Source organism: Kitasatospora sp. NPDC085879, assembly GCF_040686255.1.
GTDB lineage: Bacteria > Actinomycetota > Actinomycetes > Streptomycetales > Streptomycetaceae > Kitasatospora.
In genome coordinates this window covers 34,060-54,125 of record NZ_JBFBJZ010000019.1, presented here as the reverse complement: position 1 = coordinate 54,125, position 20,066 = coordinate 34,060, and the positions used below count along the sequence as shown (strand labels likewise).

Annotated in this window: 15 protein-coding genes; 10 read left to right on the top strand and 5 right to left on the bottom strand. The window is 75.4% G+C overall.

The window, feature by feature from the left end; translation table 11 throughout:
• The first annotated feature begins 66 nt into the window (after nucleotides 1-66).
• Entirely contained in the window at nucleotides 67-333 is a 267-nt protein-coding gene (locus tag AB0P35_RS16845) for a hypothetical protein (RefSeq protein ID WP_144298623.1), read from the top strand.
• Nucleotides 334-409: 76 nt separating this feature from the next.
• Here AB0P35_RS16845 and ppc read toward each other — a convergent pair whose 3' ends face one another.
• Complete coding sequence (ppc, locus tag AB0P35_RS16840; RefSeq protein ID WP_363511437.1) at nucleotides 410-3,145, bottom strand: phosphoenolpyruvate carboxylase; 2,736 nt, start codon at nucleotides 3,143-3,145, stop codon at nucleotides 410-412.
• A gap of 284 nt (nucleotides 3,146-3,429) precedes the next feature.
• Between ppc and AB0P35_RS16835 the strand changes: the two genes are divergently transcribed.
• Nucleotides 3,430-4,704 (top strand): histidine kinase, encoded by a 1,275-nt coding sequence (locus AB0P35_RS16835; RefSeq protein ID WP_363511331.1) that lies wholly within the window; start codon nucleotides 3,430-3,432, stop codon nucleotides 4,702-4,704.
• Between the two features lie 13 nt (nucleotides 4,705-4,717).
• On the opposite strand, the gene AB0P35_RS16830 is transcribed toward AB0P35_RS16835, so the two are convergent.
• The 3 genes from AB0P35_RS16830 to AB0P35_RS16820 all read right to left on the bottom strand — a co-directional run bounded on the left by AB0P35_RS16830 (nucleotide 4,718) and on the right by AB0P35_RS16820 (nucleotide 7,005).
• The gene (locus AB0P35_RS16830) at nucleotides 4,718-5,803 is read right to left on the bottom strand and encodes a hypothetical protein (protein WP_363511329.1); all 1,086 of its coding nucleotides are present in this window, start codon (nucleotides 5,801-5,803) and stop codon (nucleotides 4,718-4,720) included.
• Between the two features lie 172 nt (nucleotides 5,804-5,975).
• Nucleotides 5,976-6,476 (bottom strand): SUKH-3 domain-containing protein, encoded by a 501-nt coding sequence (locus tag AB0P35_RS16825; protein ID WP_095873425.1) that lies wholly within the window; start codon nucleotides 6,474-6,476, stop codon nucleotides 5,976-5,978.
• Nucleotides 6,477-6,513: 37 nt separating this feature from the next.
• Entirely contained in the window at nucleotides 6,514-7,005 is a 492-nt protein-coding gene (locus tag AB0P35_RS16820) for a YwqJ-related putative deaminase (protein WP_095873424.1), read from the bottom strand.
• Nucleotides 7,006-7,369: 364 nt separating this feature from the next.
• Here AB0P35_RS16820 and AB0P35_RS16815 point away from each other — a divergent pair, with 364 nt between their 5' ends.
• From AB0P35_RS16815 to AB0P35_RS16780, 8 genes are all read left to right on the top strand, one after another.
• Nucleotides 7,370-8,569, top strand: a complete 1,200-nt coding sequence (locus AB0P35_RS16815) for a Gfo/Idh/MocA family oxidoreductase (protein WP_363511326.1) — start codon at nucleotides 7,370-7,372, stop codon at nucleotides 8,567-8,569.
• Nucleotides 8,566-9,546, top strand: a complete 981-nt coding sequence (locus AB0P35_RS16810) for an NAD-dependent epimerase/dehydratase family protein (RefSeq protein WP_095873422.1) — start codon at nucleotides 8,566-8,568, stop codon at nucleotides 9,544-9,546. The genes AB0P35_RS16815 and AB0P35_RS16810 overlap by 4 nt, the downstream gene beginning before the upstream one ends.
• Nucleotides 9,547-9,581: 35 nt before the next feature.
• Complete coding sequence (locus AB0P35_RS16805; RefSeq protein WP_363511324.1) at nucleotides 9,582-10,727, top strand: DegT/DnrJ/EryC1/StrS family aminotransferase; 1,146 nt, start codon at nucleotides 9,582-9,584, stop codon at nucleotides 10,725-10,727.
• Complete coding sequence (locus AB0P35_RS16800; RefSeq protein ID WP_363511322.1) at nucleotides 10,724-12,295, top strand: MBL fold metallo-hydrolase; 1,572 nt, start codon at nucleotides 10,724-10,726, stop codon at nucleotides 12,293-12,295. Before AB0P35_RS16805 ends, AB0P35_RS16800 begins: the two co-directional genes overlap by 4 nt.
• Nucleotides 12,292-13,395, top strand: coding sequence for a DegT/DnrJ/EryC1/StrS family aminotransferase (locus AB0P35_RS16795; protein WP_363511320.1), 1,104 nt, complete (start codon nucleotides 12,292-12,294; stop codon nucleotides 13,393-13,395). The genes AB0P35_RS16800 and AB0P35_RS16795 overlap by 4 nt, the downstream gene beginning before the upstream one ends.
• Before the next feature lie 122 nt (nucleotides 13,396-13,517).
• The gene (locus tag AB0P35_RS16790; protein WP_363511318.1) at nucleotides 13,518-14,519 is read left to right on the top strand and encodes an SMI1/KNR4 family protein; all 1,002 of its coding nucleotides are present in this window, start codon (nucleotides 13,518-13,520) and stop codon (nucleotides 14,517-14,519) included.
• A 22-nt stretch (nucleotides 14,520-14,541) separates the two neighbouring features.
• A complete protein-coding gene (locus AB0P35_RS16785) occupies nucleotides 14,542-16,935 on the top strand; it encodes an SUKH-4 family immunity protein (protein WP_363511316.1) in 2,394 nt (797 codons plus the stop codon).
• Between the two features lie 141 nt (nucleotides 16,936-17,076).
• Complete coding sequence (locus AB0P35_RS16780) at nucleotides 17,077-18,234, top strand: hypothetical protein (protein ID WP_363511314.1); 1,158 nt, start codon at nucleotides 17,077-17,079, stop codon at nucleotides 18,232-18,234.
• A gap of 19 nt (nucleotides 18,235-18,253) precedes the next feature.
• On the opposite strand, the gene AB0P35_RS16775 is transcribed toward AB0P35_RS16780, so the two are convergent.
• Entirely contained in the window at nucleotides 18,254-19,567 is a 1,314-nt protein-coding gene (locus AB0P35_RS16775) for a nucleotide sugar dehydrogenase (RefSeq protein WP_363511312.1), read from the bottom strand.
• Between the last annotated feature and the right edge of the window lie 499 nt (nucleotides 19,568-20,066).

The following is a 20,066-nucleotide window of genomic DNA, read 5'->3' as shown; positions in this document are numbered from 1 at the left end:
GCACTCCATCGGATACGGTCTGTCCCGTACGAAGGGGTTGAGGGGTTCGATCTGGGGGTAAGGGACGTGATTCGGTCCTACCGGGTGGCGCGGATGGTCGGCGGCGCGGCGTTCTGCCTGGCCGCCACCGGGGCCGTCGCCCCGGCCGCAGCGGCCGCGGACGCGACGGCGGGCCCCGAGCCCGAGCCCGCCGCGGCCCAGATGGTCCCGCCGGTCAGCGGCTCGGTCGGCGGCTCGGCCGGCCTGTACGCGGTGGCCGGCGGCCTGGTCGTGGTCGCGGGCGGCGCGGCGACCTGGGTACGGCGCAGGCGCGCCGACCGGACGGCGGACTGACACCCCGTCCGGACCGCCGGAAGAGCAACGGGCCGGCCCCCGCGGAGGGGGCCGGCCCTTCGGCGTCCTGGGCGGGTCAGCCGGTGTTGCGCAGGCCCGCCGCGATGCCGTTGACCGTCAGCAGCAGGGCTCGCGCCCGCAGCGGGTCCTCGGTCAGGCCCTTGGTGGCCTCGTCGCGCTGCCGGCGCAGCAGCGCCACCTGCAGGTACGAGATCGGGTCGAGATAGGCGTCGCGGACCGCGAAGGTCTGCTTCAGCACCGGGTTGTGGTCGAGGAGTTCGTCCTCGCCGGTGAGCCGGAGCACCTCGCGCAGGGTCCGCTGGTGCTCGGTGGTGATCTGGTCGAAGACGTGGTGCAGATCGGCGGGCACCAGCTGCTCGACGTAGTGGCGGGCGATCCGCAGGTCGGTCTTGGCCAGCGTCATGGCGACGTTGGACAGGAAGTTGCGGAAGAAGTGCCACTGGCCGTACATCTCGTCCAGCACGCCGCCGAGGCCCGCCTCGCGGGCGGCGGCCAGGCCCGAGCCGACGCCGTACCAGCCGGGGACGATCTGCCGGGACTGCGTCCAGCCGAACACCCACGGGATGGCCCGCAGGCCGTCCAGGCCGGCGCCCGAGTCGGGGCGGCGGGACGGGCGGGAGCCCAGGTGCAGCGAGGCCAACTGGTCGACCGGGGTGGCCGCGAAGAAGTACTTCGGCAGGTCCTCCTGCTCGACCAGGGCCCGGTAGGCGGTGTGCGCGGCCTCCGAGACGTGGTCCATCGCGGCGTCCCAGCGGGCCAGCTCCTCCGGGGCCTGGCGCGGGGCGGTGTGCAGCGCCGAGGCGGCGAGCGTCGCGGAGACGGTGAGTTCGAGGTTCTCCCGGGCCAGCGACGGCAGCAGGTACTTGTCGGAGATGACCTCGCCCTGCTCGGTCACCTTGATCTCGCCCTCCAGGGTGCCCCACGGCTGGGCGAGGATCGCCTCGTGCGAGGGGCCGCCGCCGCGGCCGACGGTGCCGCCCCGGCCGTGGAAGAGCCGCAGCCGGATGCCGTAGCGGTGCGCGACGTCGCGCAGCCGCCGCTGGGCCCGGTGGATCTCCCACTGTGAAGTGGTGATGCCGCCGAACTTGGAGGAGTCCGAGTACCCGAGCATGACCTCCTGGATGTCGCCGCGCAGCGACACCAGCAGCCGGTACGACGGGTCGGAGAGCATCTCGTCGAGGATCCGGTCGGCCTGCTGGAGTTCGTCCGTGGTCTCCAGCAGCGGCACGATGCCGATCTTGGCGATACCGGCGTGCAGGTCGATCAGACCGGCCTCGCGGGCCAGCACGGCGGCGGCGAACACGTCGTCCGCGCCCTGGCACATCGAGATGATGTACGACTCGACGATCTCGTCGCCGAACCGGTCGAAGCCCTCGCGGATGGTGTTGAAGACACCGAGGGTCTTGGCGCCGGCCGCGTCCAGCGGCGCCGGGACGGGCGCCAGCGGGCGGCGCGAGCGCAGCTCCTTGGCGAGCAGCCGCTGCCGGTACTCGCGCGGCATGTCGGCGTAGCGCCAGGCCTCCTCGCCGAGCCGGTCGAAGAGCTGGCCGAGCGCGTGGTGGTGGGCCTCGGCGTGCTCGCGGACGTCCATGGTGGCCAGCTGCAGGCCGAACGCCTCGACGGTGCGGATCGCCCGGGCGAGGCGGCCGTCCGCGATCAGCTCGCCGCGGTGGGCGCGCAGCGAGTCCTGGATCAGCCGCAGGTCGGCGACCAGCTCCCGGGTGCCGACGTAGTCCCGGCCCTCGACGTGAGGGGTGCCGGCGGCCAGCCGGTCGCGGGTGTTCTCCAGCTTGAGGCGCACACAGGTGGCCTTCAGCCGGTACGGCTCCTCGGCGTTCATCCGCTTGTAGCGCGGGCTCAGCTCGGGCAGCGCCCTGAGGTCGGCGTCCAGCGAGGCCAGCAGCTCCTCGCTCGCGCCGGCCAGCCGGACCGAGGTGGAGAGTGAGTTGCGCAGGTCGTCGACGGTGGCGAGGGCGTCCTTGATGCCGTACTCGTGCTGCAGGTTGAGGACGTCCCAGGTGACCTGCGGGGTCACGTTCGGGTTGCCGTCGCGGTCGCCGCCGATCCAGGTGCCGAAGGTCAGCGGGCGCACCCCGTCGGGCAGGGTCAGACCGACCCGGGCGAGCTCCTCGTGCAGCTCCTCCAGCACCGCCGGGACGGCCTCGCGGTACAGCTCGTCCAGGTAGTAGACGGCGTTGCGGGCCTCGTCGGTCGGCTCCGGGCGGGCGATCCGCAGCTCGTCGGTCTGCCAGAGCAGGTCGATGACCTCGGCGAGCCGGCGGTCGGCCTGGCGCTTCGCCGAGGAGTGCCGGACGGGGTCGGCCTCGGACAGGCCGGAGGCGACGTGCTCGCGGTGGATGCGCTCCAGCAGCTCGCCGATCCGGCGCAGCTTGTTGAGGACGCTGCGGCGGGCGGCCTCGGTGGGGTGCGCGGTGAACACCGGCCGGACGGCCAGATGGGCCAGGGTGTCCTGGAGGTGCTTCGGGTCGGCCTCGGCGAGCTGGTCCGCGGTCTGCGCGAGCAGCGAGCCCTCTCGGGCCCGGCGGGTGGCGAACTCGCGGCCGCGGTGCACCTGCTCGGTCACGTTGGCGAGGTGGAAGTACGTGGAGAAGGCGCGGACCAGCTTGCCGGCGGTCTCCAGGTCGATCCCGGCGAGCAGCTCGGCGGTGGCCTCACCGTCGGTGCGGCTGAGCAGGCGGACCTGCTCCACCAGGCCCAGCAGCTCGGGGCCCTCCTGCCGGACCAGCGTCTCGCCGAGCAGGTCGCCGAGGCGACGGATGTCCGCGCGCAGGGCGGCGTTGTCGGCGTCGGGGCCGGCGGTCGCGGACGGGTTGTCCGCCGAGGCGGGGACCGGAGCGGTCACGGCTTTCTCCCTGTGGTGGTGGGGGTTCGGCAACGGCTCTCATCACCTTTGTAACGGCGATGTGTGCGGACCGCGCTGTCCGACCCGAACAGCATAGGTGGCACCGGGTGCCGCGTCCGAGAAGTGGCCGGATGCCGGACAGCACGCCGCTCCCGCGGGGTGTCGGGTAACTCGCTGGGGAGGGCCCCGGGGGCGGCCTTACGCTGTCCCCCATGAGCAAGTCGCCGGAGGGGGGCGGGCCGGTCCACACCCTGGGGTGGTGGCCCCGGCGCCGCAGTGCGCTGCTGGATGTGGGGCTGGCCGGCCTGGCCGGCCTGGAGTGCGCCGCGGGGGCGTACGGCATGGTGGGGGACCGGCTGCACCTCGGTCTGCCGGCCGCGGTGGTCTCGGCGGTGCTGGGGGCACTCGCCGGGGCGACCTTGGTGGTGCGGCGGCGCTGGCCGGCCGTACCGGTGCTGGTCGCGCTGGTCTTCGTACCCGGGCTGTTCGGCATCGTGCTGCTGGTCGTGTCGCTCTACACGCTGGCCGCGACGTGGGAGTGGCCCTCGCGGCGGCGCCGGGTGGTGGCGCTGTCCGCGATCGCCCTGGCCGAGACCTTCGGCATGGCGCTGGTGTACATGCTCGCGCCCTCCCAGGTGCCCGCCGAGGACACCCCGCCGACCTGGGTGTTCGTCGTGCTGGCCGGTCTGGTGGCGGTCGGCCTGACCGTGCCGCCGGTGGTCACCGGCCTCTACGTGGGCGCCCGCCGCCGGCTGGTCGAGTCGCTCAAGGACCGGGCGCTCGGCCTGGAGGCCGAACTCGACCTGCTCGCCGAGCAGGCCAGCGAACGGGCCCGGCGCGCCCGCCTGGAGGAGCGCACCCGGATCGCCCGCGAGATGCACGACGTGGTCGCGCACCGGGTCAGCCTGATGGTGGTGCACGCCGGCGCACTGGAGCGGATCATCACCAAGGACCCGGACAAGGCGCAGGCCAGCGCACGGCTGATGGGCGAGGTCGGCCGGCAGGCCCTGGACGAGCTGCGCGAGATCCTCGGCGTGCTGCGGATGTCCGAGCCGGCCGCGGCGGTCGAGATCGCGGACGGCCTGACCGAGGTGTCCGGCCTGGTCGAGCAGTCCCGGGCCGCCGGGATGGCGGTCTCGCTGACCGTCAGCGGCGAGCGCCGGCCGTACCGCGGCGACGCCGAGCAGACCGCCTACCGCGTCGTCCAGGAGGGCCTGACCAACGCGCACAAGCACGCCGGCGGGGCCCGGGTGTCGGTGCTGCTGGCCTTCGTGCCGAACGGCGTCCGGGTGGCCGTGGTCAACGACTGCCCGGGCGGCGCCGAACCCGTCCGGCTGCCGAGCGGCGGCAACGGGCTGGTCGGCATGCGCGAGCGGGTCGTCGCCCTCGGCGGCACCTTCGACGCCGGCCCCGAACCGGACGGCGGCTTCCGGGTGGAGGCCGTGCTGCCCTCACGCCTGGCGGTGCCGTCGGAGCGGCTCGTCTGAGGGAGAGGCCGATTCAGGGGGTGCTGGGGGCACTCAGCAGGCGGCCGGCGAGTTTCGGCCTGACCAGGGGGGTGAAGAGGCGGACCGCGGGCGGGAGGGACAGCACCACCGCCAGGGCCAGGGCGAGGGCGCCCAGGACGGGCAGCGCCGTCCAGGCGTGGTGCAGCACCCGCGCGTGGTAGATCCCGGACGCCTGGACGAGCTTCAGCGGCAGGCCGTGCAGCAGGTAGACGTGGAGCGACGCCGCACCCAGCCCCGTCCAGCGGGTCCGGCCCTCGGGCAGCAGGGCGAGGAAGGCCGCCGCGGCGACCAGCGACAGCACGCCGAGCGCCGCCCGGACGGCCAACCAGACGGGGTAGGACACGTGCAGCTGCGCCGCGCTGTCCGTGTACTCCACCCAGCCCGGGTTGAGCAGCTTCGGCGAGGCCAGCCAGAGCGCCGCGAAGACCGCCGCCAGCGCCGCCGGCGCCCAGCGGCGGACGGTCGGGCGCCGCAGGGCGGCGAGGTGGTGCGGGCGCAGCACCAGGCCGAGCACGAACCACGGCAGGAAGGCGAGGGTGCGGCTGAGCGCCAGCTCGGCGGGCAGCACCCGGACGGCACCGGAGCCGGCCGCGATCAGCAGGGCCACCACCAGCGGATGCCGCAGCGCCGTCCACAGCGGCACCGTCAGCCGCCAGACGAACAGCGACAGCAGGAACCAGGTCAGCCAGCGCGGTTCCAGCAGCGAGAACGGGGCGAACCGCCGCTCCAGCACCATGCCGACCACGTTGTACAGCACCTGGAAGACCAGGTAGGGCACCGCGACACCGGTCACCAGGCGGCGGCCGTCCACCGCCGGCCGGCCGGGCCGCGGCCGGGCGAACCAGCCGCACAGCGTGACGAACACCGGCATCGCGAAGGCCGCCACGGTGAGCACCGCGGCGGCGATCGTCCGGTCCGCGCCGACCAGCGGCATCCAGGTGTGCGCGCACACCACCAGCGCGACCGCCGCGAACTTGGCGTGGTCGAAGAGCGGTTGCCGCCCGGCGGCGGGCTCGGCGGCGGGCTCGGGGACAGGGCGGTCCTCGGTGCGGGCCGCGGCGGCGGTGGGGGCGCTCATCGCAATTCCTCCCGGTCTTCTCCTCGGAATTGCCACACAGTGTGGACCCGGGGCGGGCGGGGCGGGAGGGGTTCGGGCGAAAGCGGGGCGGCCGCGCACGAACGGTCGCGGGCCGGGCGCACCGGCCGACGATCCGTCAGCCGGTGCGGGGGAAACGGTCGGTGCGGCCGGGTCAGGCGCCGGCGCGCAGCCGCTCCGGGGCGAGGCCCATGACGAGGGTGGCGAGCGCCTGGTCGACGGTCGCGCCGAGGTACCACTCGCCGGTGTGGTCCAGGCTGTAGACCCGGCCGAGCTCGTCGATGGCGAGCACCGCCTGCCCGAACCGCTCCTCGCCGAGCGGGGCGAGCCGGGTGTCGAGCGCCCGCCCGAGGTCGGCCAGGGTGCGCGGCAGGTGCAGGCCGCAGCGCGGGTCGAGCAGGAAGGGTGTACGGGCCAGCGCCCGGCCGGCCCCGTCCAGGTCGAAGGCCAGCCCGCCGAACTCGGCCCAGGCCTCGACGGCGGCGGGGAAGACGGAGTGCGGGGTGTCCAGGGGCCCGCCGTGCACGGCGAGCACGTCCGCCCAGGCCTCGGCCTGGCGGATCTCCCAGCGTCCGGGGTGCCAGCCGGCCTGCTTGAGGGCGGCGGCCACGTCGGCCGGGAAGCGCGGTTGGGTTCGTACGGTGGTCGCGTTCAGGGTCTGCTCCGTGGTTCGGGGACAGAGACGGCGGGCGTCAGCGGGTGGTGGGCCCGACGGCGACGCTCGCGACGTTCATGTGGTCCAGCAGAGCCGCGCAGGAGCGGCACGGCGGCGCGTGCGTACCGTGCGCCGGGTCGCCCTCCTCGCGGATGCGCAGGGTGGTCAGCCGCGCGCCCTTCAGCGCCTTGCGGGCGTCGTGCAGGGTCAGCGGCTTGCGCGCGGCGCGCTTGGAGCGTGCCCCGTCCACCGTGGTGAGGTACTGGGAGAGCAGCACCGCCTCCGGGCAGCGGCCGGTGAACCGCTCGCGGTGCTCGATCGGCAGGCCGGCGAGGAAGTCCCCGACCAGCGGGTGCAGCAGCGGGGCGAGGTCGGCCTTGTCACCGGCCAGCGTGTGGACCTCGCCGTTCTTCAGCGAGAGCGCCGCCGCCACCGCGGGCAGCACGCTGTCCCGCAGGTGCAGCAGCCGCGGGACGGCCGGCTGCTCGGCGACGGCCGGCTCCCGCTCGGCCGACGGGCTCGCTGCCATGGTTCTCCTCGTTCGCGTTCCACCCGGCCCTGCCCGGTCGGGAGCCGGGCCGGCGGGCCGATGGGCGGTTGACACCCGCCCGTCCCTCATTGTGGGCCTCAAGACTGTCAAACCCTTCGCGGCGCCGCGGACCCGGGGTGTACGGAGCGTTGCGAAGGCCGTCACGGCGCGCCGCGGGTTTGCGCATTCGGCCCCCGGGGGCGTACGGCGGCCGGTACCGTTCCAGCGGCGGGGCCACCTGGGCACATCGTGGGGCGCCGGCGGCCGCAGGGCCGGCGGTGGTGATCCGACCCGGGCCGCCGCACGGACGCGGGGTGCATCCGGGGCAGTGACGCTCCGGCACCGGACAAGGGGGGTCTTGTCGATGTCGACGCAGCACGGGCCGGGGCACGCGCCGGCGCAGGAGGCGCACGAGGCGCCCGGCGAGCACATCCCCACGCCAGGTGCGGCCGGGTCCGAGCCCGGCCGCCGGATCGGGCTGGCCGTGGTCGGCGCCGGGTACTGGGGCCCCAACCTCGTCCGCAACGCGCAGCAGACGGCCGCCCTGCGGCTGCACTGGCTGTGCGACCTGGACGAGGAGCGCTCCCGCAGGGTGCTCGGCGAGTACAGCACCGTCCGCACCACCACCTCCTTCGACGAAGTCCTCGCCGACGACCGGGTCGAGGCCGTCGCCATCGCCACCCCCGCCGCCGCCCACTACGCACTGGTGCGGGCCGCGCTGGAGGCCGGCCGCCACGTACTGGTCGAGAAGCCCATCACGACCACCGCCGACGAGGCCGCCGAATTGTGCGAACTCGCTGAAAACCGCGGCCTGGTGCTGATGTGCGACCACACGTTCTGCTACACCCCGGTCGTCCGGCGGATCCGCGAGCTGGTGCACGGCGGCGAGATCGGCGACATCCAGTTCTTCGACTCGGTGCGGATCAACCTCGGCCTCGTCCAGCCCGACGTCGACGTGCTGTGGGACCTCGCCCCGCACGACCTCTCCATCCTCGACTTCGTCCTGCCGCCCGGCGTCGAACCGGTCGGCGTCAGCGCCCAGGGCGCCGACCCGCTCGGCACCGGCCGCGCCTGCGTCGCCTACCTCACCGTCCGGCTCAGCAACGGCGCGCTCGCCCACTGCCACGTCAACTGGCTCTCCCCGACCAAGGTCCGCACCACCCTGATCGGCGGCTCCCGCCGCACCCTGGTCTGGGACGACCTCAACCCGCAGGCCCGGCTGGCGATCCACGACCGCGGCGTCGACCTCACCCCGCCCGACGAGCTCACCGACGCCATCCGGCACCGCGCCCTGATCTCCTACCGGGTCGGCGACATGGTCGCCCCCGCGCTGGTCGAACAGGAGGCGCTGCGCAACGTGATGGCCGAGTTCGCCGCCGCCGTCACCGAGGGCCGGGCCCCGCTCACCGACGGCCGCTCCGGCCTGCGGGTCCTGCGGCTGCTGCACGCCGCCTCCCGCAGCCTCGAACTCGGCGGCGCCACCGTGCCCGTCGGGCCGGCCACCGACGTCGAACTCGTCACCGCACCGCAGAACCCCGCACAGGAGAGGGCCGCCGCCCGATGAACGCAGTCCCCGTCCCCGGCTCCCGCTGCCTGGTCACCGGAGGCGCCGGCACCATCGGCTCCACCGTCGTCGACCAGCTGATCGGGGCCGGCGCCCGCGAGGTCGTCGTGCTCGACAACTTCGTCCGCGGCCGCACCGAGAACCTCGCCCGGGCCCGCGAACTCGCCGCCCCCGGACAGCTGCGGGTCGTCGACGGCGACATCCGCGACCGCGCCCTGCTGCGCGAACTCCTCGGGGACGACACCGACCTGCTCTTCCACCTCGCCGCGATCCGGATCACCCAGTGCGCCGCCGAACCCCGGCTCGCCCTGGAGATCATGGTCGACGGCACCTTCGACGTCGTCGAGGCCGCCGCCGAGAAGGGCGTGCGCAAGCTGATCGCCTCCTCCACCGCGTCCGTGTACGGCCTCGCCGACACCTTCCCGACGCCGGAGACCCAGCACCCCTACAACAACGACACCTTCTACGGCGCGGCCAAGGCCTTCAACGAGGGCATGCTGCGCAGCTTCCACGCCATGACCGGCCTGGACTACGTCGCGCTGCGCTACTTCAACGTGTACGGGCCCCGGATGGACGTCCACGGCAAGTACACCGAGGTCTTCATCCGCTGGATGGAGCGGATCGCCGGCGGACAGCCCCCGCTGATCTTCGGCGACGGCACCCAGACCATGGACTTCGTCTACACCGAGGACATCGCCCGGGCCAACCTGCTCGCCGCCGAGGCCCCCGTCACCGACCGGGTCTACAACATCGCCTCCGCGAGCGAGGTCTCGCTGCGCGGCCTCGCCGACGCCCTGCTCGCCGCCATGGACCGCACCGACCTCGACGTCGAGCACGGCCCCGCCCGCGGTACCGCCGGCGGCGTGGTCCGTCGGCTCGCCGACATCTCCGCCGCCGAGCGGGACCTCGGCTGGAAGCCCGGCCTCGGCCTCGACGAGGGCCTGCGCCGGCTCGTCGCCTGGTGGCGCGAGCAGTGACCCCGACCGACCAGCGAGCAGTTCGGAGCACCCCCGTGTCCAGTACTCCCGTGGCCGGCATCCCCGTCATGGTGCCGTGGCTCGGCGAGGAGGAGGCGGAGGCCGCCGCCGAGGCCGTCCGCTCCGGCTGGGTGGCCCAGGGCCCCCGGGTGGCCGCCTTCGAGCGGGCCTTCGCCGAGCACCTCGGCGTCCCGCACGCCGTCGCCGTCTCGTCCTGCACCACCGCCCTGCACCTCGCCATGATCGGCGCCGGCGTCGGCCCGGGCGACGAGGTCGTGGTGCCCTCGCTCTCCTTCATCGCCACCGCCAACGCCGTCACCTACGTCGGCGCCGTCCCGGTCTTCGCGGACGTCGACCCGGCGACCGGCAACCTCACCCCCGAGACCGTCGCCGCCGTGCTCACCGACCGGACCAGGGCCGTGATCGCCGTCGACCAGGGCGGCATCCCGGTCGACCTCGACCCGATCCGGGCCCTGGTCGAACCGCGCGGTGCCACCGTCGTCGAGGACGCCGCCTGCGGGGCGGGCTCCACCTACTGGGGACGCCCGGTCGGAGCCGGCGCCGAGATCGCCGTCTACTCCTTCCACCCGCGCAAGCTGCTCACCACCGGCGAGGGCGGCATGGTCACCTGCCACGACGCCGAACTCGCCGCCCGGCTGCGCCGGCTGCGCGAACACGGGATGAGCGTGTCCGCCGCCGACCGGCACAGCGCCGCCGGCGGTGCCGCCGTCGTCGAGACCTACGACGAGATCGGCTTCAACCACCGGATGACCGACATCCAGGCCGCCGTCGGCCTGGTCCAACTCGGCAAGCTGCCCGCCATGGTGGCCCGCCGGCGCGCCCTCGCCGAGCGCTACCGCACCCTGCTCGGCCCGCTCGCCGACGGCCTGGTCGCCGACCCCGCCCACGGCACCGGCAACTACCAGGCCTGCTGGCTGCTGCTGCCCGACGGCGCCCCCGACCGCACCGAGGTGCTCGCCCGGCTCGCCGCCGCCGGCGTCTCCGCCCGCCGCGGCATCATGGCCGCCCACCTGGAGGCCCCGTACAAGGGCAGCGCGCGCGTCCCGCTGCCCGCCACCGAGCTGATCACCCACCGCTCGCTGATCCTGCCGCTCTTCCACACCTTCACCGAGGAGCAGCAGGACCGCGTCGTCGCGGCCCTCCGGGAGGCCGCCGGGTGACGTCGATCAGGCACCTCGGGCACGCCGGCTTCGCGGTCGAGCACGCCGGCCTGCGGCTGCTGATCGACCCGTGGTTCCACCCGGCGTTCCTGGACGCCTGGTTCCCGTACCCCGACAACCGGCACCTGCTGCCCGAGGTCCTGGCCGGCCCCTGGGACCACCTCTACATCTCGCACACCCACGAGGACCACCTCGACGAGCGGCTGCTGGCGCTCCTGCCCAAGGACACCACCGTGCTGGTGCCCGCCTACCGCACCCGCTCGCTGCAGCGCCGGCTCGCCGCCCTCGGCTTCACCCGGCAGGTGACGCTCGGCCACCTGGAGACCCACCGGCTCGGGCCCGACGCCACCGCCACCATGCTGCTCGACACCAGCCACAAGGAGGACAGCGGCCTGCTGCTGGACCTCGGGGACCTCCGCTTCCTCGACCTCAACGACTGCAACCCGCCGCTCTCCGACCTGCCCGGCGGCGTCGACCTGCTGGCCGCCCAGTACTCCGGCGCCATGTGGTACCCCAACGCCTACGACTACCCGCCGGCCTCGATGGCCGCCAAGACCGCCGCCGTCCGCGCCGACCTGATGGACAGCCTGGTCCGCAAGGTCCGGCTCACCGGCGCCCGCCGCTACCTGCCCTCCGCCGGACCGGCCTGCTTCCTCGACCCGGAGCTCGACCGGTTCAACGACCGCGAGCGGACGATCTTCCCGCACTGGGAGGACGTCGCCGCGCACTTCGCCGCCGCCTGCCCCGGCACCAAGGTCGTCCGCACCGCCCCCGGCGACACCGTCGACGCCCTCCCCCGGCCCGACGGCCGGGAGGTGCCCCCGGCCACGCCCGGCCGCTGGCTCACCGACCCGGCCGGCTACCTCGCCGACTACCGCGAGCGCCGCCGCGAGGAGTGGCAGGCCTACCACCGCGGCGAGGCCGCCCCGCCCACCGCCCGGGAGGTCGACGCCCACTTCGACCGGCTCCGGCGGCTCAACCGCCCGCTGCTCGCCGACTACCGCGGCCGGCTCGCCCTGGAGGCCGGCGGCGAGGCCTGGCGGATCGCCCTCGGTGACCTCGCCGCCCGGGTCGAGCTGGAGGACGAGCCGGTCGACCCGGCCTACACCATCCGCGTCCCGCCGCGCGCCCTGCGCGCCGTCCTCGACGGCCGGGCCGGCTGGGAGGAGGCACTGCTCTCCATGCGCCTCGGCCTGCACCGCGACCCCGACGTCTTCGACGTCACCCTGCTCTCCCTGCTGCGCTACGGCCACCAGCCCGCGCAGACCCGCCGGCTGGTCCGCGAGCGGACCGCCTCCGACGAGACCATCCAGCGCGACGGCCTGCGGCTGCAGCGCTGGTGCCCGCACGCCGGCGAGGACCTCGGCCACGCCGTGATCGCCGACGGCGTCGTCGAGTGCCCCCGCCACCACTGGCGGTGGAGCGCCGAGACCGGCGCCTGCCTCTCCGGCGGCAGCCTGCCGCTGCGCGTCGAACCCGCGCCCGGCGCATCCGGGCCCGCACTGCCGACCGACCCCGTGCCCGTGCCCGCACTGTCCACCGAACCCGCCGAGGGGCGTATCCCATGACCGACATCCCGCTCGTCGACCTGCACGCCGCCCACGCCGAGGTCGCCGAGGAGGTGCGCGCGGGCTTCGACGCTGTCCTGGCGGGCGGCGCCTACATCAAGGGCCCCGACGTGGCCGCCTTCGAGACCGAGTACGCCGCCTTCTCCGGGGTGCGGCACGCGGTCGGCACCGCCAACGGCACCGACGCCCTCGAAATCGCCCTGCGCGCCCTCGACCTGCCGGACGGCGCGGGCGCCGTGCTGCCCGCCAACACCTTCGTCGCCACCGCCGAGGCGGTCGTCCGGGCCGGCCTGCGGCCCGTCCTGGTCGACGTCGACCCCGACCACCTGCTGATCGACCCGGCCGCCGCCGCCGACGCCCTGCCCGGCGCCGCCGTGCTGCTGCCCGTCCACCTCAACGGCCAACTCGCCCCCATGGGCCCGCTGCTGGAGATCGCCGGGGACCGGCCGGTGGTCGAGGACGGCGCCCAGTCCCAGGGCGCCCGGCAGGACGGCCGGGTCTCCGGCTCCTGGGGCCGGATCGCCGCCACCAGCTTCTACCCCGGCAAGAACCTCGGCGCCTACGGCGACGCCGGCGCGGTCGTCACCGACGACGACGGACTCGCCGCCGCCGTCCGGCTGATCGGCGACCACGGTTCCGGCCGCAAGTACGTCCACGAGCGGTTCGGCTTCAACTCCCGGATGGACACCCTGCAGGCCGTCGTGCTCCGCGCCAAGCTGCGCCGGCTGCCCGCCTGGAACGTGGCCCGCCGGGCCGCCGCCGCCCGCTACGACGCGCTGCTCGCTGGCGTCGAGGGCATCACCCTGCCGCGCACCCTGCCCGGCAACGAGCACGTCTGGCACCTGTACGCCGTCCGGGTGGCGCGCGGCCGCGACGCCGTCCTCGCCGACCTGCAGGCGGCCGGGATCGGCGCCGGCGTGCACTACCCGGTGCCGGTCCACCTGCAGCCCGCCTTCCGCGGCCTCGGCCACGGCGAGGGCGCCTTCCCGGTCGCCGAGCGGGCCGCCGCCGAGCTGCTCACCCTGCCGCTCTTCCCGCAGATCACCGAGGACCAGCAGACCCGGGTCGCGGAGGTGCTGGCCAAGGCGGTGCGCCGCTGACCGCCCGGGCCGGGCTCGCGGCGACCCCCGGCCCGGAACGGGAGTGACGCCCCTGGTCTCCAGGGGTGTCCCTTCCCCTACGCTGGTGCCCGCAACAGTGCAGAGCCAGTGGGGGAGCCCTGATGACGACAGGTCGGCCCGGCGCCGCCGCCGCGCCCAACTCGGCGTACGCGGGCCAGGTGGTGCAGTTCCCGGACCCGATCCGGGCCGAGAAGCACCCGGCCGGTGTCCGCGTGGACGAGTACGGCTTGCCGGACTTCGGCCCGTACGCCGCCGCGGCCGCCGAGGTCGCCGACCCGCCGGACGGATTCGGCGTGGACGAACTGCGGCTCACCGACTACGTGTCCGCCAACGCCGCGCTGTTCACCCAGGGCCACGGGCTCTGGGCGGACCTGGAGACCGCCGTCGCGACCCCGCCCGGCTGGACCTGGCACCACGCGGTCGGCCGGGCCGCGCCCGGCTGGCGCCGGATGGAGCTCGTCCCGGTCGAGGTCAAGGCCCTGCTGCGGCACCACGGCGGCCTCGCCCGCTCGTCCGCCGACCACGCCCGCCGCGGGACCCGCCCGCTCCAGGAGCACCGGCCGGTGCACTTCCCGCTGGCGAAGGACGGCAGCGACCCGGTGGCCGTCTCCGAGGACCTGGTGCAGCGCGCCGAGCAGCGGCTCGGCCACCCGCTGCCGGGCGCCTACCGGAGCTTCCTGAAGATCGCCGGCGGCCGCGGCCCGGCCGGCGTCGCCCTGGACGCCGAGTACGGAATCCTCCTCGACCAGCCGTTCCTGACGCTGAGTGAGGAGTACGGCGTGCACGACCTGGTGTACGCCAACAAGTGTCTGCGCGACCACCTCACCAAGGACTACCTGGGCATCGCCTACGTCCAGGGCGGTCTGCTCGCGATCAAGGTGCGCGGGGAGCGGACCGGCTCGGTCTGGTTCTGCCCGTACGACGACGCGCGCGACAGCGGCGGCGCCGAGCCGCCGGAGGAGAGGGTGGCGCGGCTGCTGCTGCCCTGCGGGGAGAGCTTCGACGCGTTCCTGCTCCGGCTGGCGGGCAGTCCGCCGGAGCTGGAGACGGTCGCGGAGCTGATGGTGGACGGCGGGTTCGCCCGGGCCGTCCCGGTGAACTGAGCAACGGAGGGGTGAGCCGGGCGTGGTGACGTACGCGCAGGCGCAGGAGATCGCCGAGGACTGGATCAACGCCGGCGTACCGCGCTCCCGGCAGCGCGAGGTGCGGGTGCGGGAATTCGACCTGGGCTTCGTCTGCTGGGCCGTGGAGGAGACCGAGGGCGATCCCTCGGAGAGCAGTGAGGTGCGGCTGGTGATCGCCCGCGACAGCGGGGCCAGCACGCTCTGGCCGCCGCTGCCGGTCAACGAGGTGGTCCGCCAGTTCGAGGAGGCGTACGGCGGGCGGGCGGAGCCCAACCCGGCGGGCGCGGCGCGGCCGGTGCCCGGCGCGGTCGAGGCGACCTCCTTCCTGCTCAGCCCGCCGCAGTGGCTGCAGGAGGCCGGCGCGGCCGCGATCGCCGCCGAGAACGCCCGGTTGGGCGAACCCGCCGCCGCGACGCCGGCGCCCGCCGCGCCGGAGCCCGCTCCGGCCGTGCAGACCATGCCGCCGGCCTCCGACCGGCCGGCCGGGGACGCGCCCACCATGCTCGCCCCGCCCTCGCGCCAGGACGCCTTCCCGCCGCGGCAGGCCGCCCCGGCGGGTCCGGTCGGCGCCCCGGGCTCGGAGGGCCTGACCGTGCCCATGCCGGTCGGTGCCGCAGGCTCGGAGGGGCTCACCGTCCCGATGCCGGTCGGCTCGGCGCTGCCGCCGAACGCCACCGTCCCGATGCCGGAGCTCTTCCCGGCGGGCCCGCCGCCCGCGGCGCCGCCGGCCGTGCCCCCGGCGGCGCCGACCGCCGCACCGCCCTTCCCCGGCCCCGGCACGCCCTCGGGCGGCACGCCGGTGCCGCCGGTCTCCGTCGAGCACGCCCCGACCATGCTCGCCACCCCGGACTCGGTGCCCCCGCTGCCCGGCCCCGGCCCGTCCGGCCCGGGTGCGTCCGGCCCGGGCGTGGAGTACGCCCCGACGATGCTGGCCACCGACGGCCCGCCCGGGCTGATGGGTCTGCCCGGCGCCCCCGGCACCCCGCCGCAGGGCGTCCAGCTCGGCCGTTCCGGCCCGTCCGTCCCGCCGCCGCCCCCGCCGGGCGAGCTGCGTGGTGGCACCGGCCCGGCCGCCGCGGGCTCCGGCCGTTCGGCCCCGTCCGTCCCGCCGCCGCCCGCCCCGGCCTCGCTCGCCGCCGGCGGCGGCCCGGCCTCCCCCGCACCGGCCGCCCCGGACGCCGGGGTGGCGCACGCCGCCACCCAGCTGGCGCACGCCGTCGACCTGCCCGGCGGCCCCGGCGCCGGTGCGCCCGCGCCCGGCCCGGCGATGCCTCCGCCGCCGGTCGGCATGGCCCCCGTCCCGGGCCCGCCGCCGCCCGGCTACGGCTACCCGGGCACCGGCCCGGCGGGCGCCCCGCCGGCCGTGCCCGCGCCGCCCGCCCCGGCCCCGCAGGCCGCGCCGGTGCCGCCGCCCGCCGCGGGTGTGCCGACCATCGGCCCGGGCACCCAGGCCGTGATCAGCTACCGCCGTCCGGACGGCTCCGAGCAGTCGCTGGTGATGGCCAGCGAGCCCGGCACCCCGCACCCGGAGTGGAAGGCACTGCAGGAGATGCGCCGCCTCGGCGTGCCGCCGGACCAGGTGCTGGAGTTCCACACCGAGCTGGAGCTGTGCGACCTGCCCGGCGGCTACTGCGCCCGGATGGTCAAGTCCTCCTGGCCGAACGTGCGGATCACCCACACCGTCCCGTACGGCCGGGACCGGCAGGCCCGGCAGGCCGGTATGGCGATGCTGTTCGACCACCTCGACCAGCTGCACCAGCTGGCCGCCGCCCCCCGGCGGCCCCGCCCGGTGGCCGCGCCGCTGCCCCCGCCCGGGACCGTCCCGCAGCTGCCGCCGATCGCCCCGCAGCAGCTCGCGGCGGAGCTCGGGCAGGCGTTCGGCGCATCGGTGTTCCGTTTCGAGCAGCGCGCCGTCTCGCGGCAGGGCGTGCCCGAGCCGGTCGCACAGACGCTGATGTGGGCGGGCCTGCCGCGCGAGTTCCCGCCGTTCTTCTGGGCGCAGGCACAGGAGGGCCGGCCGATCCCGACGCTGGCCGAGCTGGCCGCCGAGCGCGGCCGCCCGGCCGGCCCGGACTTCGGCGGCTACCTGGTGCTCGGCAACGACTACGGTCGGCAGCTGTGCGTCCAGTACGGCACCGCCGCGGTGGTCGCGGTCGACCTGGAGGGAACCGGCGAGCCGCCGCGCTTCGTCAACACCGGCGTGCCGGAGTTCGTCCGCAGCCTCGCCGTCCTCGGCCGGATGTGGCGGCTCCGGTACGGGCTGACGCCCGAGCAGGCCGGTCGCTGGACGGCCGACCTGCAGGCCCAGCTGCTGGCGGTCGACCCGGCGGCGCTGCACACCCCCGAGGGCTGGTGGGCGGTGCTCCTGGAGCAGCTCTGGGACGGCCTGATGTAGCGGACGGGGGCGGGCCGGACGGTCCCGCCCCCGGCCTCGCCTTGTTGGGCTTTCGACCGTACCTGCGCAAAATAGGTCAAGTGGGCGCCCTCTGGGGCGTCCGCGAACAGATGCACACCCACAGCACAAGGGGAAGAGCCGATGAGCGACGCCGTCTCCCAGCACGGCTTCACGGTGGCCCGGCGCGGCTACGCCATGGAGCAGGTCGACGCGACCCTCCGGGCGTTGACCGCCGACCGCGACGAGGCCTGGGAGCGGCTCAGCGTGCTCGGGGCCGGTCTGCGGGAGATGGAGAAGCGGCTCGCCGAGATCCGCCAGGCCAGGGAGGACGCGCCCGAGCCCGACTACGGACGGCTCAGCGCCCAGGCGGGCGCCCTCATGCTGATCGCCGAGAACGAGGCCGCCGCCGTCCGGGACAACGCCGGGCGGGACGCCGCGCAGGCCGAGGCGGACGCCGAGCAGGCAGGCCGGGCCGCAGCCCGCGCCGCCGAGACCCACTCCGCGACCGTCCGCGGCGAGGCCGAGCAGGCCGCCCGCGGCACCGAGGACCGCAGCCGCGCCGAGGCGGACGCGCTCGTCGCGGCCGCCGAGCAGGACGCCCGGACCACCCGCGACACCGCCACCGCGGACGCCGCCCGCACCCGGGTCGCCGCCGCCGAGGCCGAGGAGCGCGCCGAGGCCAAGCTGGCCGAGCTGCGGCGCCGCTCCGACGAGATGTTCGCCGAGGCCGAGGCCCGGGCGGACGCCGAGGAAGCCAAGATCACCGCCGGTGCGGAGCGCCGGCTGCGGGAGGCAGAGCAGCACCGCGAGGACATCCTCGCGGAGATCCGCACCATCGAGGGCGCCGCCCAGAAGCGCTCCGAGGACCTGCTCTCCGCCGCCCGCCGCAAGGCCGAGAACATCCGCGCCAACAGCGAGCGCGACCAGGAGGACTTCGCCGGCCGGCACGCCGAGATGCAGGAGCGCCTCGACACCGTCAAGACGACCCTCGCCGAGCTCACCGGCACCGCCCTCGGCCGGATCGAGCCGGGCAGCCGCCCGGCCGCCCTGGAGGCCGCGGCCAAGGAGGCGAACGAGCCCGAGCTGACGCTCGACCTGCTGCTGAAGAAGCCGCTGGACGCCCCCGCCGCCCCGGCCGCCGAGGACGTGCCCGCGGCGGACGCGCCCGCCGAGGCCCCGGCCCCGGCGGAGGCCGGCGAGGAGCCCGAGGCCGAGCCGAAGATCGTCCCCAAGATCGTCATCGTGGACGACGGCATCGACCACGACACCCGGCCCAACCGCGTCACCCGCCGCGGCTGACCGACCCGCCCGGCCCCGGTCAGAGCACCTCGACGGCGGCGCCCGTCAGCCTGCGCCGGCAGTCCAGGACGTACCGGGCGTGCTCGGTGATCTCCGTGTAGTCGAACTCGTCGTGGTCGGCCAGCAGCACCACGGCGTCGGCGGCGGCCAGCTCCTCGGGCGTGGCCTCGACGCGGCGCACGGTGGCCAGCGGGTCGCCCTCGTGGTCGGGCGCGGCGGTGCGCTGGCCGGGGATCGTGGGCTCGGCGACGTGGACGCCGGCCACCACGTGCGGGTCGGCGGCGCGGACCTCGGCGCCCATCCGGGTCAGCAGCTCGACGACCCGGGCCGCCGGGGTCTCCCGGGCGTCGCCGGTGTTCTTCTTGTAGGCCAGGCCGAGGACGAGCACCCGGGAGCCGTTCACCGAGCGGCGGCGCTCGTTGAGCGCCTCGGTCAGCCGCCGCACCACGTAGTCGGGCATGTGGCTGTTGACGTCGTTCGCCAGCTCGACGAAGCGGAAGGACCGGCCGAGGGTCCGCTCCACCCGCCAGGACAGGTACGACGGGTCGATCGGCAGGCAGTGCCCGCCGACCCCCGGGCCCGGGGTGAAGCGCAGGTAGCCGAAGGGCTTGGTGGAGGCCGCGTCGATGGCCTCCCACACGTCGATGCCGAGGTCGTGGGCGAACATCGCCAGCTCGTTGACCAGGGCGATGTTCACGTGCCGGAAGGTGTTCTCCAGCAGCTTGGTCAGCTCGGCCTCCTTGCAGGAGGAGACCGGCACGGTGCGCTCCACCAGCTGCCCGTAGAAGGCGTCGACCGCGGCCAGGCCCTCCGCGGTGGTGCCGGAGACGACCTTCGGGGTGTTCTCCAGCTTCCACTGCGGGTTGCCGGGGTCGATCCGCTCCGGGGAGTAGCCGAGGTGGAAGTCGGCGCCGGCCCGCAGCCCGGAGCCCTCCTCCAGCAGCGGGGCGAGCAGCTCCTCGGTCGTCCCCGGGTAGGTGGTGGACTCCAGGACGACGGTCGCCCCGGGCCGCAGGTGCCGGGCGAGCAGCCGGGCGGAGGCCTCGATGTACGACAGGTCGGGGGCGCCGTCCCGCAGCGGCGTCGGTACGGTGATCACCGCGATGTCGAAGGCGGCCACGTCGGAGGGTTCGGCGGAGGGCAGGTAGGCACCGCTGTCGAGCAGCGGCCGCAGCCGCTCGCCGGGGATGTCCTCGACGTAGGACTCGCCGACCGCGAGCCGCTTGATGCGCCGCTCGTCGACGTCGTACCCGACCACCGTGTGCCCCAGCTCGGCGGCCCGGACGGCCAGCGGCAGCCCGACGTAGCCCTGCCCTGCGATGACCACGCGCATGACGAAGTACCCCCTCCATCGCGGCGGTGCGCACACCCTCTGCGGGGCGGACCCACACCTTCTTCACACGAGGGTACGGAGAGCGCGCCCGTGCGCGGGCGGCTTCGCCCAAACGCGGGAAAGGGCGAGGCCCGGGCCACCCCGTGAGGGGCGGCCCGGGCCTCCACAACTGCCGGCCGCCCCCACCCAGGGCCGTCCGGCCTTCGCACTCCCGACCCCCATCGGGCTGCGACGGCGCCGCTGCAGCCATCCCCCACGGTTGGGTGCGGCGGGCACGTGAACCATCCTGCGCGGCGTCCATGGACGGGCAGTGACAGGAGTATGTCGAGTTCTTGACGTTCTGCCCTGCTGTGCGCCGTCCACCCCGGCCGGTGTGCGGGGTGTCCGGGTGCGGCGCGGCGTAGGCTGGACACCCCCGGGGCGTTCCGCGTTCCGGGCCGTTCGCGTTGCCCGGCCGACCGCTCGGCGCCGGGCCACTCCAGCCGTGGAGCCAAGAAGC

Excerpts from the sequence above, each read along its gene's own strand:
- AB0P35_RS16790 (WP_363511318.1), top strand. The coding sequence starts at position 13,518 with ATGACGACAGGTCGGCCCGGCGCCGCCGCCGCGCCCAACTCGGCGTAC.
- AB0P35_RS16780 (WP_363511314.1), top strand. The coding sequence starts at position 17,077 with ATGAGCGACGCCGTCTCCCAGCACGGCTTCACGGTGGCCCGGCGCGGC.
- AB0P35_RS16820 (WP_095873424.1), bottom strand. The coding sequence starts at position 7,005 with ATGGCAGCGAGCCCGTCGGCCGAGCGGGAGCCGGCCGTCGCCGAGCAG.
- AB0P35_RS16830 (WP_363511329.1), bottom strand. The coding sequence starts at position 5,803 with ATGAGCGCCCCCACCGCCGCCGCGGCCCGCACCGAGGACCGCCCTGTC.
- AB0P35_RS16775 (WP_363511312.1), bottom strand. The coding sequence starts at position 19,567 with ATGCGCGTGGTCATCGCAGGGCAGGGCTACGTCGGGCTGCCGCTGGCC.
- AB0P35_RS16815 (WP_363511326.1), top strand. The coding sequence starts at position 7,370 with ATGTCGACGCAGCACGGGCCGGGGCACGCGCCGGCGCAGGAGGCGCAC.
- AB0P35_RS16795 (WP_363511320.1), top strand. The coding sequence starts at position 12,292 with ATGACCGACATCCCGCTCGTCGACCTGCACGCCGCCCACGCCGAGGTC.
- AB0P35_RS16835 (WP_363511331.1), top strand. The coding sequence starts at position 3,430 with ATGAGCAAGTCGCCGGAGGGGGGCGGGCCGGTCCACACCCTGGGGTGG.
- AB0P35_RS16810 (WP_095873422.1), top strand. The coding sequence starts at position 8,566 with ATGAACGCAGTCCCCGTCCCCGGCTCCCGCTGCCTGGTCACCGGAGGC.